The following is a 16,088-nucleotide window of genomic DNA, read 5'->3' on the forward strand; positions in this document are numbered from 1 at the left end:
GTTAAATCTTTAATAATTTTATCTTTTTATGTGTATTATTTTCGGTAAAAGATATCTCTTCGTAATTCCACTTATCTTTTTCTTTTTTTCCTTTAACAATTAAAAAGCCTTTTCCTTTTTCACTTTTCATGACAATTTTTAAATCTACTTTAGTAATACCAAAATCTACTCCTTCAGATCCAAAACTTAATTTAAAAGTAGATGCTTTTTTCTCATCTTTTTCTTTCTTTTCTTTTGTAAATTGAATATTTCTATCGAGAATAGATAGAACTTCATTATTATTACTTGCTTTTTTAATAGCATAATTATAGGGTTCAGAATTATGTAATCCCTCAGATACTTCTGAAAAAAAAAATTTAACTCCATAACCTAAAGTAAAAAGAATAAGAACAATACTTAAAAACCAAACCCAACCTTTTTTCATCTTTTTATTATTTATAATTTGACGTTGCAAATATATAAAAAATATCGAAAAACAATAATAAAATATTAAAAAAAGGTAATTATTTCAATTTTAGAAAAAAATAATCTGATATAAAAAGACCTCACAGGTTTTTAAAACCTGTGAGGTCTGTAATAATTTATATTCTTTAATTAAGGATTAATCTCTAGACATAAATATTTGTAAAACGTACCAAAAAAGTAACATTAAAGAAGCAAATAAACCTAACGAAGCTGGTATATAATCTTCTGTACCGTATTTGTTTACTAAGTTAGAAGTTTGATATAAAATAGAACCTCCAGCCAAAACACACATACCAACAGAAAACCATAAACCTAAATCGAAACCAAACAAAGCACCTGCAACTATTAAACCTATTGCAATAAAAAAGCCAACAGTTAAACCTGCTTTTAAGAAAGAAAAATCTTTTTTAGTTACAAAAACAACAGCAGAAATACCTGCAAATAATGCTAATGTTACAATGGCTGCTTGTTGTACTAATGCAGCACCATCTGTATAAATAACAGCAATATATAAAAGCGGTACAAAAATTATTGCTTGTGCAAAAACATATAATGCATACGCCATATATTGTATGTTTTTATCAGCAGTTTTCATTATAGTATTTTCTGCATAGTTAGTTGCTAGCATAAAACCACCCAACATAACCAACCAACGCCAACCTTGTGTCATAGACATCATAAAGTTAACAATAGTATCGCTTTGTAGTAGTAAATATTCAAACAAAACAAATAATAAAACACCACCAGCAACATGTGCATAGGTTTTTTTATAGAATTCTACACGAACTTGGTCTGTAGATTCAATTAATAATACTTTGTTATCAAAAGTGTTTTCCATAGTTTTTAATTTTAGAAATAAAGGTATTATTTTTCTTGAAAATAATAGGAAAGGAAGTAGAAAATTATACTTTTTTTATGACGCTTGTTACTATTCCCCAAATCATAAAATCATTATCTTCTGTAATTTTTATAATAGGATAATTAATGTTTTCTGGTTGTAACCAAACTTCATTTTTTTCTACACGAAGTCTTTTTACAGTGAACTCGCCATCTAAAAAACAAACAGCAATTTTATTGTTTTCAGGTTCTAAACTTCTGTCTATTACTAATAAATCGTTATCATCTAAGCCAGCACCAATCATAGATTGTCCTTTTACCTTAGCAAAAAAAGTAGCATCTTTATTTTGTATAAGTTCGTCATCTAAAGAAATTCTAGTTTCTCTAAAATCGTCTGCAGGAGAAGGAAAACCAGCAGAAATGCCAACATCAACAAAAACAGCACCATTACCAGACGATGTTTTAGGTGTAAAAAAAGTAAGTGTTTTAGATGTTTCCATTTGAATGCAAATTATAACTTTTCTTTAAATGTTCTCACTATTATTTTATAATTAAAATATTGTCTTGTAATTATTACTTATAGGAAAGGTTATTTAGACGTTTTTACAATTAAAACGTCATTAATATTGGTTGTAAATTTTTTTGATAAACGCTCTTGACGCATTTTCCAAGTGCGATTTAAATCTTGATTACCTAATTTAATTTTATCTGATTTAAACTTTTTGTTTAGTTTATCAATTGCAGACATTAAAGGTTTGTGTTTTGGGTTTTCGCTTGAAAATAAATTCAACTGAAAATTATCATTTGGCACTAAACCAGTAACAATAACACCTGCTCTTTTATATTTAATACCCGTTTTAAAAATACTTTTTACAGCTTCTACAGCAGCATTCGCAATGGTTAAAGTAGAATCTGTAGGAGAAGAAAAAACAACGGTTGTACTTTCTCTATGTTGTTGAAAATCTTTTTTATGACGATCGCTAGAAAGTTGTACAATTAACATGTGACAACTCGATTCTTGTTTTCTTAATTTTTCTGCACATCTAGCTGCAAAGGTAGAAATACGTTCTTTTATATTATCAATATCCGAATAAGTATACTCGAAACTTCTTGTGGTTGCAATCATCTTTTTAGAAGAAACAGCATCTTCTAAAGGTATTTTAGAAATGCCTTGTAAATCTTTTTGCAAACGCCATGCTACAATAGAAAATTCTTTTAAAACCCAATCGCTAGAAAGTTGTGTAAAATCATATGCAGTGATGCAACCTTTGTCTTGCAAGCGTTTTTTTAAACGACTTCCAATTCCCCAAACGTTACCAATTTTTGTCCACTTTAAAGCTTTAATTCTTTTTTCATCAGAATCTATAATACAAATACCTTTCGACTGTTTTATGTTAGAACGCGCAATTTTGTTGGCAACTTTAGTAAGTGCTTTGGTTGGTGCAATGCCAACGCAAGTTGGTATTCCTGTCCATTTTAAAACCCGACTTCTAATTTTTGTAGCATATTCCTCTAAATTATAATTTTCGAAACCCTTTAATTCTAAAAAAGATTCATCAATAGAATACACTTCTACATCTGGCGAAAAATCTGCCAAAATATTCATTACTCGAGCACTCATGTCTCCGTACAAAGGGTAATTTGAAGATAAAACTGTAATATTATTTGCTTTACAAAAAGTATCCCACTTAAAAATAGGCGCACCAAAAGGCAGTTGTAATTTCTTAGCTTCATCGCTCATAGAAATAACGCAACCATCATTATTACTTAAAATAGCAACTGGTTTTCCTTTTAAGTTTGGGTTAAAAACCCGCTCACAAGAGGCATAAAAATTATTACAATCTATAAGTGCAAACATGCTATAAAAGTATCAAAAAATAGCAAGCGAAATGGCATTGTTAATATCTTAATCTTCGAAAGGAAACTAATTTTTTATAGATTTCTTAGTAACCTTATTATAAGCACTTTTTAACTTTATAATAACAATCTCTATTTCTTCTACCGCTAAATGACCAAAACCAAAACGGATTGCACACGTGTTTTTATCTTGATACAAAATTGTTTTTGGTAGAAACAAGTCGTTTTTTTCTGCTTCTTCAGCTAGTTTTACTAACGATATTTTAGATTGAAATTGTAACCAAATTGATAATCCGCCAGAAGGAATTTCCCATTTTGCCGTTTCAGAAAAATAGTGCTTTAAGAGTTTACACAAACAATCTCGTCTTTGTTTATAGATAACAATGTTTTTTTTCATGAGGCGATAAATTTCACCTTCATTAATTAATTCAGACAACATTTGTTCTTGAATTAAATCGCCTTGTTTGTCTAGTAGCTGTAAATAATTGTTTGCTTCCGAAATTAAATTTTCTGGAGCAACTACAAATCCTGTTTGAAAACTAGGGAATAAGGATTGGCCCAGTTTTCCTAAGTAAATAACCATTCCGTTTGTGTCTGCACTTGCCATTGGTAACATTGCAGAACCTTCAAACTGAAAATCGTAATCGTAATCATCTTCAATAATAGCAAAACCATATGCTGCAGCTAATTGTAATAAAGCCAAACGGCGCTCTACACTTAATTTTACCATGGTTGGGTAATCTCTATGTGCACAGACATACACACATCTAATACTTCCTTTTATAAAATGTTTTCGAATATAATCTACATCTAAACCATTAGCGTCTACAGGAATTGTTTTAATAGTTGCGTTGGCTTCTTGAAAAATCATATTAGCGGCATAATTACTTAAATTACCCACTAAAACAAGGTCATTTTGTTTTATTAATAATTGAGAAACGATGTACAAACTCATTTCTGTACTACGTGTATTTATTAAGTTATTTGGGTTTATATGAAAACCTCTCGTTGCATTTAAATAGTTACAAAGTTGCGTTTGAAATAAAGAATAGGAAGATTCATTAGGTCTGTTCCATTTTTTTATCAGCGTTTTTCGCTTCATAGCAGCGCTGTACCATCTTGTAAATTCATGCACAGGATGTAGACGTAAATCTGGTTTTCCATCATTAATAGTATACTTCGCTGTTGTTAGTTGAGTTGTAGATGCTAAATGAAATGATTTTTGAAAAGGAAAACCGGTTGATTTTGCAGATGTATATGCCTGATTTATTTTTTGAGAAGGTGCTTTTATTTTTGATGATTTTTCCTCTGGCTCTAAAACAAACGTGCCTTTATTAGGTATAATTTCTACCCAACCTTGTGAGGCCAACTCTTCGTAAATAGCAACTGCCGTATTTCTATGAATTTTTAAGGTTTTACCTAAGATACGTGTTCCTGGTAAAATGGTACCTTTAACTAAATACCTTCGTTGTATTGCATTTATAATTTGCTGAGATACTTGTATGTAAACAGGTTGAGGTATCGATTTATCAAAATCGATTAGTTGTTTAAAAAGCGCAATAACCGGACTATCTATCATTTTAAAACTGGACTAGTTTAGTCGTCCGGAAAGTTACGACTTTTGCAGCGTTTTAAAATTAAAATAACAATTAAAATGAATCAAAATAAAATTTTATTTATCGCATTTTTAGTATTGCAAACCACTTTGTTTTCCCAAGAAAAAAAAGAAGTACAAAGATTAGATACTATTTTAATAAAATCTACTAGAATAGATTTACCATTTAAAGAAAATTCTAGAACTATAGAAGTAATTAGTGCTGTAGCTATTAAAAATAGTGCTGCTACAAATGTTGCAGATTTATTACAACAAGTTGCAGGTGTAGATATTAGAAGAAGAGGAACAGCAGGAAGTCAAGCAGATTTATACATTAGAGGTGGTGGTTTCGATCAAACATTACTTTTAATTGATGGTATTAAGATGGATGATGCACAAACAGGACATCATACCTTAAATGCAGCTTTACCAATTGAAGTTATCGAAAGAATAGAGATTATTAAAGGTCCTGCAGCAAGAGTTTTTGGACAGAATGCATTTACAGGAGCTATAAATATTGTAACTAAAAAGAAGTTAGAAAATACGGTTTCTGCAAATATTGAAGCAGGTTCTTTTGGGCAATTAAATGGTTCTGTAACGGTTGGTAAAGAATTCGAAAATGCTTCAATAATAGCACATGTTGGTGTTTTAACTTCAGATGGGTATAGAGAAAATTCTGATTATAACAATTATAACTATGTATTAAAAGGAGTTTTTAATAAGAAAAAACAAGCAATAGAAGTTTTAGCTACTTTTTTCGATAAAAAATTTGGAGCACAAAATTTCTATACACCAGAAGCTTTTGGTTTTAATGAATATGAAGAAACACAAAACAGTTTATTAGGAGTTTCTACAACTTTTAGAACAGAAAAATTTAAGATTACACCTAGAGTTTATTGGAGAAGAGGACAGGATATTTTTCTTTTGAAAAGAGACGATCCAAGTTTTTTTAGAAATCTACATACTACAAATAAAGTAGGTGTAGAAACAAATGCTTCTTACACATCTAATTTAGGTATTACAGGTTTTGGTATAGATGTTTCTAGAGTTTCTATTAGTAGTAATAATTTAGGTAAGAGAGACAGAACCATGGCAAACTTGTTCTTAGAGCACCGTTTTAAATTGGCAGATGGTAAAATAGATATTACACCAGGTGTTGCTGTTACTTATTTCTCTGATTTTAAATTTCAAGCTTTTCCTGGTTTAGATATTGGTTTTAAATTAACAGATAACTTAAAAGCGTATGGGAACTTAGGTATTACATACAGAATACCTACATACACAGATTTGTATTATAATGATAGAAGTACAATTGGAAACCCAAATTTAAAACCAGAAGAAGCTTTTGCTCAGGAAATAGGATTAAAATATAATACAGGAAGGTTTACGTCTTCTATTGCTGTTTTTAATAGAGATGCTACTAATTTAATTGATTTTATTCGTCAGAATACAACAGATTCTAAATTTACAGCAACAAACATAGCAAAAGTAAATACCCAAGGTTTTGAGGTAAATACAGATTATCGTTTTAAATTAAATGAGTTTAATCAAACTTTATCTTTTGGTTACAACTATTTAAATGATAATATTTTAGAACAAAATAAAGATTTATCTCGTTATTCTTTAAACACGTTAAAACATCAATTTATAACACGTTTTTCTTCAAAATTATTTAAAAATGTAAGACAAAATATTATTTACAAACATGCACAAAGAACTGTTGGTACAAGTTATAATGTTTGGGATGCTTCTATAATTGTAGATGTTAATAAAATTAGTTTTACAGTAACTGCTAATAATATTTTTAATGCAGATTATATAGAATCTGGTTTTGTACCAATGCCACCAAGTAATGTTTTATTCGGGTTGCGTTACGGTTTTTAATAAATAAAAAATTAATTATGAGTGAAGTAAGGCATAATTGGACAAAAGAAGAGGTTTTAGAAATTTATAATAAACCATTAATGGAGTTGTTATATGAGGCTGCTACAGTTCATAGAAAACAACATGATCCTAATGTGGTGCAGGTATCTACTTTATTATCTATAAAAACAGGTGGTTGTTCAGAAGATTGTGGGTATTGCCCACAAGCAGCAAGATATCATACCAATGTAGAGGGTAATGATTTAATGACCGTAAACCAGGTAAAGGCACAAGTATTAAGAGCAAAAGAAAGCGGAAGTTCTCGTGTTTGTATGGGAGCTGCGTGGAGAAATGTAAAAGATGGGCCAGAATTTGATAGCGTTTTAGATATGGTTAGAACCGTAAATAATTTAGATATGGAGGTTTGTTGTACTTTAGGTATGGTAACCGAAAATCAGGCTAAAAGATTGGCAGAAGCAGGTTTGTATGCATATAATCATAATTTAGATTCGTCTGAAGAATATTACAAAGAAGTAATTTCTACAAGAGGTTACCAAGACAGATTAGATACTATAAGTAATGTGCGTAAAACGAATGTTACGGTTTGTTCTGGCGGAATTATTGGTATGGGAGAATCTGCATTGGATAGAGCAGGCATGTTAGTTGCCTTGTCTACTTTAAATCCGCAACCAGAATCTACACCAATTAATGCGTTAGTTGCGGTTGAAGGAACGCCTTTAGAAGATGAAAAACCAGTAGAAATTTGGGACATGATTAGAATGGTTGCTACCACTAGAATTGTTTTACCAGAAACACAGGTTCGTTTATCTGCAGGTAGAACTCAAATGAGTAGAGAAGGGCAAGCAATGTGTTTCTTTGCTGGGGCAAATTCTATTTTTGCTGGAGATAAATTATTAACAACTCCAAACCCAGATGTAAATGAAGATATGAAGATGTTTAAGTTATTAGGTTTAAACCCTCAAAAGCCATTTACTAAAAAGGTTCAACCAGAAACAGTTGCTGCAGAAGATTCTAAGTATAAATCTTTAGAAGAAAAGCCAAAATGGACTAGACCAGACCATAAAATAGTTAGAAATGAAGCAGCGAAACAAAAAGGTAAGATTCTAAAAGGTTAAAAAAAGAGACTATTTATTTTACAATTAGAAAATTATATAATTTAAAGAAGCCTTGATATTTTTATTAAGGCTTCTTTTTTTTGAAAAATTATGTAACAAAATAAAACTTTAGGCTACTAATAAGAGAAGCTCAACAATACTTAAACACTTTAATCTTATTATTTCTAGAATAAAAAAGGTGCTCATTAAAATTTAAAACCAACCAAACAGCGTTTTTAAAAATTGATTTTAGTAAAAAGGAGTTTCTCTTTATAATGATAGAATAACGTGTTCTATTCAGTCAAAAAACTTTATATTTATTCACTTTTTAAAACAAACTGCTATGATGGAATGGTTTCAAGAATTAACATCTTTTCAAAAGACTTATTGGGTAATTACAGGAGTTTCTACATTTATGTTTTTGTTGGTTTTAATAACCACAATAATTGGTGCAGATACAGATGATATTGGAGATGTCGATGCAGAAATAGATGGAGATACAGGAGCCGGTTTTCAGTTTTTTACATTGAAAAACTTAGTTGCTTTTTTTGCTATTTTTGGTTGGAGTGGTATTGCTAGTATGGATGCAGGAAATTCTAAAGTAGTTACTGTAATTATTTCTGTGTTTTGTGGTTTGATAATGATGTTTGTAATGGCAGCATTATTTTATTACATCAGTAAATTAACTTCTAGCGGAACTTTAAAAATGAAGAATGCCTTAAACTCTATTGGTGAAGTTTATTTAACCGTAGGAGCAAACAGGTCTAGAACAGGTAAAATTCAAATTAAAATTCAGGGAGCTTTAAGAGAATTAGAAGCTTTAACAGACCATAATGAAGATTTAAGACAAGGAAAAATTATAAAAGTAATAGAAGTAACTAACAACGGAACATTAATTATCGAACCTCAAAACTAAAAAAAAACTATGCTAAATTTTATTGTATTACAAACTAGTCAATACGCCGGATTAATAGGAATTGGAATTGCAATTCTCTTTGTTTTTATATTGTTAATTGCAATGATAAAACGTTATAAGAGATGTCCGTCAGACAGAATTTTGGTTGTTTATGGAAAAGTTAGTGGAGGCGAATCTGCTAAATGTATTCATGGTGGAGCCGCGTTTATTTTTCCCGTAATTCAAGATTATGAATTTTTAGATTTAACACCAATTTCTATTGAAGTGAATTTGGTAAATGCACTTTCTAAGCAAAATATTCGTGTAAATGTACCAAGTAGATTTACAATTGGTATTTCTACAGAACCAGGAATTATGCAAAATGCTGCAGAAAGATTATTAGGTTTAGGGCAAAATGAAATTCAAGATTTAGCACAAGAAATTATATTTGGTCAGTTACGTTTGGTGGTTGCATCAATGGATATTGAAGAAATTAATAATGATCGTGATAAGTTTTTAACCAACATTTCGCAAAGTGTAGAAACAGAGTTAAAGAAAGTAGGTTTAAAATTAATTAACGTAAATATTACAGATATAGTTGATGAATCTGGTTATATCGAAGCTTTAGGTAAAGAAGCAGCAGCGCATGCAATTAACGCAGCAAGAAAGTCTGTAGCAGAAAAAACTAGAGATGGTTCTATTGGTGAAGCAAATGCGGTACAAGATGAAAGAAGCCAAGTTGCAGCAGCAAATGCACAAGCAGTAGAAGGAGAAAATAAAGCGAAAATTGCGGTTGCAAATTCAGATTCTTTAAGAAGACAAAGAGAAGCAGAGGCAGAACGTACAGCAATTGCATCAGAAAAAGTACAAACAGCAAACGCATTAAAAGAATCTTATGCAGCAGAGCAAGAAGCAGAACTTGCAAGAGCAGAAAGAGAACGTTCTTCTCAATTAGCAGATATTATTGTACCGGCAGAAATAGACAAACGAAAAGTAGAAATTGATGCAGAAGCAACCGCAGAAAATATTAGAAGAATTGCAAAAGGAGAAGCAGATGCAATTTTATTTAAAGCACAAGCAGAAGCACAAGGTTTATATGAAGTTTTAACAAAACAAGCAGCAGGTTTAGATCAAATTGTAAAAGCAGCAGGAAACGATTCTCAAAACGCTGCATTGTTATTAATTGCAGATAAGTTACCAGAATTAGTAAAAATACAAGCCGAAGCAATTAAGAATATTAAGATTGATAAAGTTACTGTTTGGGAAAACGGAGGAGGAGCAGATGGAAAAACATCAACTTCTAACTTTATTTCTGGAATGTATAAAGCAGTACCACCATTACAAGAAATGTTTAATATGGCAGGTATGGAATTACCAAGTTATTTAAAAGGAAAAGATATTTCTACAGAATTACCTGCAGAGGTTATTGATACTAAAGATAACTAAGCTATTAAAAATAGAAGTTCTAATGAAACCATCATTCATATTCTGAATGATGGTTTTTCTTTTTTTTAAACTGTTTACTATACAATTTATTAACTTTGCATCTTAATTTTTGAGATTATGAGGTTAAACTTATCTGAAATAGATCGTGTAAAAACTATAACCAAAGAAGATTTTATAAAAAACTATTTTAAGCCACAGAAACCTTTGGTAATAGAAGCCTTTATAAAAGATTGGCCTGCATATTCTAAATGGAATTTAGAATACATAAAACAGGTTGCAGGAGACAAAGTAGTGCCTTTGTATGACGATAGACCAGTAGATTTTAAAGATGGTTTTAATGAGCCACATGCAAAAATGAAAATGTCTGATTATGTAGATTTGCTAAAACGAGAACCTACAAAGTTTAGAATCTTTTTATGGAATATTTTAAAAGAAGTGCCTGTTTTACAAAAAGATTTTAAGTTTCCAGATTTTGGTTTACGATTAATGAAAGGTTTACCAATGCTATTTTTTGGTGGAACTAACTCTCATACGTTTATGCATTATGATATCGATTTGGCGAATATTTTTCATTTTCATTTCGAAGGAAAAAAAGAAGTTATTTTATTCGATCAAAAGCAAAACAAGCATTTGTATAAGATTCCGTATTCTTTAATTGTGAGAGAAGATATCGACTTCTCTAAGCCAGATTTTAATAAATGGCCAGCTTTAAAGCAAGCAAAAGGCTATAAAACAAATTTAGAACATGGTCAAATTTTATATATGCCAGAAGGTTATTGGCATTATATGAAATACATTACGCCAGGTTTTTCTATGAGTTTAAGAGCAATTACAAGAAAGCCTAAAAACTTGTCGAAGGCAATTTACAATGTACTTGTAATGAGAGTTATTGATAATCTTATGAGAAGAATTAAAGGACAGAAATGGATTGATTGGAAAAATAAAAAAGCAATACTTAAAACAAATAAAGAGAATAAGATTTAAAATTGGGTGATTTTACTTAAAATTACGTGCGTCGTTTTAATTATAATGCGCTAACTAAATTAAATATTTTATTATGAAAGCTTGCCCAAAGTGTAAATCTGAGTCTAAGCACAGAATGAGAAGAAAAGGAATTGCAAGGTTAATACCGGGAAGTAAAGGGTATGCTTGTGATAAATGTAACACAGAGTATACTTGGTTTTCTATTATTAATATATCATTAAAAATATAAAATAAAAAAGCCTCACAATTATAAATGTGAGGCTTTTTTGTATAAAGTTTAGAACTTTAAATTATCATTTAAAGAGTCTAAAAATATCATTTCCGTTTGCAAAAAGTAATAATGCTATTAAAAGGATAAAACCAGTTACTTGTGCATATTCTAAGAATTTATCTCCAGGTTTTCTACCCGTAATCATTTCCCAAAGGGTAAAAACTACATGACCACCATCTAAAGCTGGTATTGGTAATAAGTTCATAAACCCTAACATAATAGATAGGAAAGCTGTAATATTCCAAAAAGATTCTGCACTAAACTCATCAGGAAAAATACTTCCAATAGAAATAAAACCACCTAAACCTTTATAAGCACCAGTGCTTGGGTTAAAAATCTTTTTTAATTGTTTAATATAGTCTGTAAGAGTTTTCCAAGATTTATTTAAACCTGCTGGTACTGCTTCTGCAAAAGTATATTCTTTATCTGCTAAATTATAGTAACCTAATTTTTCTAAATCTTTAAAAGGAATTGCTGTAAAAACAACACCAATGTTTCCGTAGTTAGAAACCTTAACAGGTATTTCTTTTGAACTTGTTCCTCTTTTTACTGTTATAGAGATATCTTTCCCTTTGTATTTTGCTAATTCTCCTTTAGCTTCGTCATAATACTTAATAGGGCTTCCATTAATTGCTGTAACGATGTCTTTAGGCAGAATATTCGAGGTTCCATTTAAAGAGTCTTTTTGTACTTGTGCAATTACAAACGGATATCTTACATTTAAAAAACGACCGGCATCTTTACTTCTATCCATTAATTGAGAAATAAAGTCTTCTGGAATTTCTTTGTCTAAAACTTCTCCGTTTCTTTCAACTTGGTAATTGTTTCCGTTAATAAATTCTAAAGATAAACCAGAGAATTTTTTAACTTTCTGACCATCAACAGTCAATATTTTGTCTCCGGTTTTTAAACCTAAATTTTCTGCTAATTTATTTTCTACCCAAACCCCATCTTTTACATTTTCGTTTGGTAAATATCTTTCACCATAAACCCACATTAACATAATGTAGATAAATATTCCTAAGACAAAGTTTACAAAAACACCACCTAACATAATAATTAGGCGTTGCCACGCAGGTTTAGAACGAAATTCCCAAGGTTGTGGTGGTAAAGCCATTTGCTCAGTATCCATACTTTCGTCTATCATTCCAGAGATTTTTACATAACCTCCTAAAGGAATCCAACCAATACCATAAACGGTATCACCAATTTTTTTCTTGAAAATTGAAAATTTATAATCGAAGAATAAGTAGAATTTTTCTACTCTTGTTTTAAATAATTTTGCAGGGATAAAATGCCCTAATTCGTGCAAAACAATTAGTAAAGATAAACTTAGTATAAATTGAGATGCTTTTATTAATATTTCCATTCAGCGTTAAATCAGATTTAAAAAAGAAACAAATGTAAGGTTTTCAAGGTAGTTGTAAAAGAACTATTAAAGGTTGCTTTTTTATTTTAACAAAGATTTTAGATAGCTTTTGTTTTTGTTTGCTTTTTTAGCGGTTTTTTAAGTCGTATTTTTGTAAAATAAACGCATATTATGGAGATTAAATTCTTTAAAAAATCAATACCTACAATTATATTTTTAATAGTATTTTCTGCTGTTGTTATTCCTGTTTTTTATCATTTGTTAAAAGTAGATTCAAAATTAAAAATTTATAATCCTGCAGATGTAAACCCACGTTTGGTAGATTTTTCTATGAAGCATATTACTAAAGACCATACAATTGCAGATTTTAAATTAACCAACCAAAACGGAGAAATTATCATTAATAAAAATTATGAAAATAAAATTTATGTAGCAGATTTCTTTTTTACACGTTGCCAAACAATTTGTATTGCAATGGCTTATAATATGAGCGAACTGCAAGATTTTTATAAAAATGATGATGATATTATGTTCTTATCTCATTCTGTAACACCTGTTATAGACAGTGTTTCTGTGTTAAAAGAATATGCTGAAAGAAAAGGAGTAGTTGATGGAAAATGGAACGTTACAACAGGTTCTAAAAAACATATTTACGAGCTTGCTAGAAAAAGTTACTTTGCTGTTTTAGATGAAGGAAATGGAGATGAAAACGATTTTATTCATACAGAACAATTTGTTTTGGTAGACAAACAAAGACGCATTCGTGGGTATTACGATGGTACTGAAAAAGAAGATATGGCAAAGTTGAAAAATGATATTGTTTTGTTAAAGGAAGAATATGCTTCTCAATAAAATTGTTTAGAATGATTCTAAATGGTTATCTTTGCTTTCCAAATAAAAAACGTTGAGTACAATTGCATCTTTACATATTGGTGAAATGGGGTATATTTCTGAAGAATCTTTAGATTTTATTCCGTTAAAATTACTGGAAATGGGCTGTTTACCAGGAGCTGAGGTAGAATTGGTGCAAATAGCGCCATTAAAAGACCCTTTGTATATCTGTGTAAACGGAAGTCATTTGGCAATTAGAAAAGAAACCGCCTCAAAAATAAAAATCTTAAAAGCAAGTTTGTAATGTCTAAAAACGATATAAAAGTTGCTTTAATTGGTAACCCAAATACAGGTAAAACCTCACTATTTAATCAACTTACAGGTTTAAATCAGAAAGTTGGTAATTACCCAGGAGTAACTGTAGACAAGAAACAAGGTACAAGTAAATTATCTGCAACCCAAAATGCATTAATTACAGATTTACCAGGAACGTACAGTATAAACCCAACTTCTATAGATGAAAGTATTGTTTTAAAAACATTACTTAAAAAAGATATTAAAGAATCGCCAGATGTAATTTTAGTAGTTGCAGATGTAGAGAATTTAAAAAGAAACTTATTACTTTTTTCACAAATTAAAGATTTAGAAATTCCAACGGTTTTGGCTATCAATATGGTAGATCAAATGACTAAAAAAGGAATTACTATAGACTTATCTGCATTAGAAAAAGAATTAAATACAGAAGTTGTTTTAATTAGTGCAAGAAAAAACCAAGGAATAGATAGCGTAAAAGCGGCAATAATTCGTTGCCATGTTGCAGCAAAAGCTTCTCCTTTATGCGGAATAAATTCTAAAATAGATCCAGATTATTTTTCAAAATTAAAAGAAATTAGTCCAAACTATTCTTTGTACGAATTGTGGTTAATGGTTACTCAAAATAACTATCCAGAAACGGTTAGTAAAGAAGAAAAAGAGAAACTTTTAGCTTTTAAACAAGACGTTTCGAAGTTAAAAAAATATCAACATAAAGAAACTATTTACCGTTATCAAGAAATTAATAAAATTTTAAAGAAAACCTATATTGTAGATAAAAGTAAAGCTACAGATGTAAGAGCTAAGTTAGATAAAGTTTTTACTCATAAGATTTTTGGATACGCAATTTTCTTCCTTATTTTATTGGTAATTTTTCAATCTGTTTTCGATTGGGCAACTGTACCTATGGATTTTATTGACGGTACTTTTGCAGAATTATCTGACTTTGTTAGAAATAAATTATCACCAGGCGTTTTTACAGACTTGTTAGTAGAAGGAATTATACCTGGAATTGGAGGTGTTATAATTTTTATACCTCAAATAGCTATTTTGTTTTTATTTATAGCTGTTTTAGAAGAAACTGGTTATATGAGTCGTGTAGTTTTTCTAATGGATAAAATTATGCGTCGCTTTGGTATGAATGGTAAAAGTGTAATTCCGTTAATTTCTGGAACTGCATGTGCAATACCAGCAATTATGGCAACCAGAACTATTTCTAGTTGGAAAGAGCGTTTAATTACCATTTTGGTAACACCTTTTACAACCTGTTCTGCACGTTTGCCAGTGTATGCAATTTTAATTTCCTTAATAATACCCAATACAAAAATATTTGGTTTCTTAAATTTACAAGGCTTAGTTTTATTGTCTTTATATGGTTTAGGTTTTGCAACTGCTATAATTGCGGCATACATTTTACATAAAACATTAAAGGTAAAATCGAAATCATTTTTTGTAATTGAAATGCCTAATTATAAAATACCATCTGTAAAAAATGTATTTTTCGATGTTATAGAAAAGACAAAAGCATTTGTTTTTGGAGCAGGAAAAATAATTTTAGCATTGTCTATTGTATTATGGTTTTTAGCATCTAACGGGCCAGATTCTTACAAAAATGCAGAAAAAAATACTATTGCTAATTTAGAAAACAAAAATCTAAATGAAGACGAGTTAAATCAGAAAATAGCCTCTGTAAAATTAGAAAATTCTTACATTGGTATTATGGGTAAAGCTATAGAACCAGCAATTAAACCTTTGGGTTATGATTGGAAAATTGGTATTGCTTTAATTACGTCTTTTGCTGCTCGTGAGGTCTTTGTAGGAACTTTAGCAACTATTTATAGTGTAGGTTCAGATGATGAAGATACGGCAACTATTAAAGAGAAAATGCGTTCAGAGATAAACCCAGATACAGGTAAAAGTCGTTTTAACTTTCCTGTAGGTATGTCTTTAATGGTTTTTTACGCTTTTGCAATGCAATGTATGGCAACTTTGGCTATTGTAAAAAGAGAAACTAAAACTTGGAAATGGCCTTTAATACAACTGTTTGGTATGGCTTTATTGGCATATGTTTCCTCATTTATTGTGTATCAAATATTAAGCTAATGCAAGAAATTATTGTTTACTTATTATTAATTTTAGCAGTACTTTTTTTGTTGAAAAAATACGTATTTTCATCAAAGAAAAAAGGAGACTGTAGTACAGGTTGCGATTGCCATTAGAAAGTTAACAGAAAATAATAGCATTTTCTT

The 16,088-nt window shown here is 30.0% G+C and carries 16 protein-coding genes; 10 read left to right on the top strand and 6 right to left on the bottom strand.

The features are described 5' to 3' along the window. Window position 1 precedes the first annotated feature (1 nt). The 5 genes from SHK09_RS02625 to SHK09_RS02645 all read right to left on the bottom strand — a co-directional run bounded on the left by SHK09_RS02625 (window position 2) and on the right by SHK09_RS02645 (window position 4,738). Window positions 2–424, bottom strand: a complete 423-nt coding sequence (locus SHK09_RS02625) for a cytochrome c oxidase assembly factor Coa1 family protein (protein WP_319809217.1) — start codon at window positions 422–424, stop codon at window positions 2–4. A gap of 177 nt (window positions 425–601) precedes the next feature. Further along, window positions 602–1,303, bottom strand: a complete 702-nt coding sequence (locus SHK09_RS02630; RefSeq protein ID WP_319809218.1) for a Bax inhibitor-1 family protein — start codon at window positions 1,301–1,303, stop codon at window positions 602–604. 64 nt (window positions 1,304–1,367) lie between these two features. After that, on the bottom strand, window positions 1,368–1,802 hold the full coding sequence (locus SHK09_RS02635) for a translesion error-prone DNA polymerase V autoproteolytic subunit (RefSeq protein WP_319809219.1): 435 nt from the start codon (window positions 1,800–1,802) through the stop codon (window positions 1,368–1,370). An 89-nt stretch (window positions 1,803–1,891) separates the two neighbouring features. Then, on the bottom strand, window positions 1,892–3,160 hold the full coding sequence (locus SHK09_RS02640) for a Y-family DNA polymerase (RefSeq protein WP_319809220.1): 1,269 nt from the start codon (window positions 3,158–3,160) through the stop codon (window positions 1,892–1,894). Window positions 3,161–3,226: 66 nt separating this feature from the next. Further along, a complete protein-coding gene (locus SHK09_RS02645) occupies window positions 3,227–4,738 on the bottom strand; it encodes a PLP-dependent aminotransferase family protein (RefSeq protein ID WP_319809221.1) in 1,512 nt (503 codons plus the stop codon). Between the two features lie 75 nt (window positions 4,739–4,813). On the opposite strand from SHK09_RS02645, the gene SHK09_RS02650 reads away from it, so the two are divergent. The 6 genes from SHK09_RS02650 to SHK09_RS02675 all read left to right on the top strand — a co-directional run bounded on the left by SHK09_RS02650 (window position 4,814) and on the right by SHK09_RS02675 (window position 11,285). Then, window positions 4,814–6,637, top strand: a complete 1,824-nt coding sequence (locus tag SHK09_RS02650) for a TonB-dependent receptor plug domain-containing protein (RefSeq protein WP_319809222.1) — start codon at window positions 4,814–4,816, stop codon at window positions 6,635–6,637. 17 nt (window positions 6,638–6,654) lie between these two features. Next, window positions 6,655–7,752, top strand: coding sequence for a biotin synthase BioB (gene bioB, locus SHK09_RS02655; RefSeq protein ID WP_319809223.1), 1,098 nt, complete (start codon window positions 6,655–6,657; stop codon window positions 7,750–7,752). A 322-nt stretch (window positions 7,753–8,074) separates the two neighbouring features. Beyond that, window positions 8,075–8,647: a hypothetical protein gene (locus SHK09_RS02660; RefSeq protein WP_319809224.1), complete on the top strand. Its 573-nt coding sequence runs from the start codon at window positions 8,075–8,077 to the stop codon at window positions 8,645–8,647. A 9-nt stretch (window positions 8,648–8,656) separates the two neighbouring features. Continuing rightward, complete coding sequence (locus tag SHK09_RS02665; protein WP_319809225.1) at window positions 8,657–10,072, top strand: flotillin family protein; 1,416 nt, start codon at window positions 8,657–8,659, stop codon at window positions 10,070–10,072. 117 nt (window positions 10,073–10,189) lie between these two features. Then, window positions 10,190–11,056, top strand: a complete 867-nt coding sequence (locus SHK09_RS02670) for a cupin-like domain-containing protein (protein WP_319809226.1) — start codon at window positions 10,190–10,192, stop codon at window positions 11,054–11,056. Window positions 11,057–11,129: 73 nt separating this feature from the next. Beyond that, window positions 11,130–11,285: a hypothetical protein gene (locus SHK09_RS02675; protein WP_319809227.1), complete on the top strand. Its 156-nt coding sequence runs from the start codon at window positions 11,130–11,132 to the stop codon at window positions 11,283–11,285. Window positions 11,286–11,349: 64 nt separating this feature from the next. Here the strand turns inward: SHK09_RS02675 and rseP are convergent, their stop codons facing one another. After that, window positions 11,350–12,696 (bottom strand): RIP metalloprotease RseP, encoded by a 1,347-nt coding sequence (gene rseP / locus SHK09_RS02680; RefSeq protein WP_319809228.1) that lies wholly within the window; start codon window positions 12,694–12,696, stop codon window positions 11,350–11,352. Between the two features lie 171 nt (window positions 12,697–12,867). Between rseP and SHK09_RS02685 the strand changes: the two genes are divergently transcribed. From SHK09_RS02685 to SHK09_RS02700, 4 genes are read left to right on the top strand one after another with little or no spacing between them, the layout of a single operon-like run. Further along, window positions 12,868–13,548, top strand: a complete 681-nt coding sequence (locus SHK09_RS02685; protein WP_319809229.1) for an SCO family protein — start codon at window positions 12,868–12,870, stop codon at window positions 13,546–13,548. A 52-nt stretch (window positions 13,549–13,600) separates the two neighbouring features. Further along, window positions 13,601–13,831 (top strand): FeoA family protein, encoded by a 231-nt coding sequence (locus SHK09_RS02690; RefSeq protein WP_319809230.1) that lies wholly within the window; start codon window positions 13,601–13,603, stop codon window positions 13,829–13,831. Next, entirely contained in the window at window positions 13,831–15,942 is a 2,112-nt protein-coding gene (feoB, locus tag SHK09_RS02695; RefSeq protein ID WP_319809231.1) for a ferrous iron transport protein B, read from the top strand. Before SHK09_RS02690 ends, feoB begins: the two co-directional genes overlap by 1 nt. Continuing rightward, window positions 15,942–16,058 carry a FeoB-associated Cys-rich membrane protein gene (locus SHK09_RS02700; protein WP_319809232.1) on the top strand — a complete coding sequence of 39 codons (117 nt, stop codon included), beginning with the start codon at window positions 15,942–15,944 and terminating at the stop codon, window positions 16,056–16,058. The genes feoB and SHK09_RS02700 overlap by 1 nt, the downstream gene beginning before the upstream one ends. The last annotated feature ends 30 nt before the right edge of the window (window positions 16,059–16,088 follow it).

The organism is Polaribacter sp. PL03 (assembly GCF_033875165.1).
Lineage (GTDB): Bacteria > Bacteroidota > Bacteroidia > Flavobacteriales > Flavobacteriaceae > Polaribacter.

Excerpts from the sequence above, each read along its gene's own strand:
- SHK09_RS02630 (WP_319809218.1), bottom strand. The coding sequence starts at position 1,303 with ATGGAAAACACTTTTGATAACAAAGTATTATTAATTGAATCTACAGAC.
- bioB (WP_319809223.1), top strand. The coding sequence starts at position 6,655 with ATGAGTGAAGTAAGGCATAATTGGACAAAAGAAGAGGTTTTAGAAATT.
- SHK09_RS02650 (WP_319809222.1), top strand. The coding sequence starts at position 4,814 with ATGAATCAAAATAAAATTTTATTTATCGCATTTTTAGTATTGCAAACC.
- SHK09_RS02635 (WP_319809219.1), bottom strand. The coding sequence starts at position 1,802 with ATGGAAACATCTAAAACACTTACTTTTTTTACACCTAAAACATCGTCT.
- SHK09_RS02640 (WP_319809220.1), bottom strand. The coding sequence starts at position 3,160 with ATGTTTGCACTTATAGATTGTAATAATTTTTATGCCTCTTGTGAGCGG.
- SHK09_RS02670 (WP_319809226.1), top strand. The coding sequence starts at position 10,190 with ATGAGGTTAAACTTATCTGAAATAGATCGTGTAAAAACTATAACCAAA.
- SHK09_RS02660 (WP_319809224.1), top strand. The coding sequence starts at position 8,075 with ATGATGGAATGGTTTCAAGAATTAACATCTTTTCAAAAGACTTATTGG.
- rseP (WP_319809228.1), bottom strand. The coding sequence starts at position 12,696 with ATGGAAATATTAATAAAAGCATCTCAATTTATACTAAGTTTATCTTTA.
- SHK09_RS02675 (WP_319809227.1), top strand. The coding sequence starts at position 11,130 with ATGAAAGCTTGCCCAAAGTGTAAATCTGAGTCTAAGCACAGAATGAGA.
- SHK09_RS02700 (WP_319809232.1), top strand. The coding sequence starts at position 15,942 with ATGCAAGAAATTATTGTTTACTTATTATTAATTTTAGCAGTACTTTTT.
- SHK09_RS02685 (WP_319809229.1), top strand. The coding sequence starts at position 12,868 with ATGGAGATTAAATTCTTTAAAAAATCAATACCTACAATTATATTTTTA.
- SHK09_RS02625 (WP_319809217.1), bottom strand. The coding sequence starts at position 424 with ATGAAAAAAGGTTGGGTTTGGTTTTTAAGTATTGTTCTTATTCTTTTT.
- SHK09_RS02665 (WP_319809225.1), top strand. The coding sequence starts at position 8,657 with ATGCTAAATTTTATTGTATTACAAACTAGTCAATACGCCGGATTAATA.
- feoB (WP_319809231.1), top strand. The coding sequence starts at position 13,831 with ATGTCTAAAAACGATATAAAAGTTGCTTTAATTGGTAACCCAAATACA.
- SHK09_RS02645 (WP_319809221.1), bottom strand. The coding sequence starts at position 4,738 with ATGATAGATAGTCCGGTTATTGCGCTTTTTAAACAACTAATCGATTTT.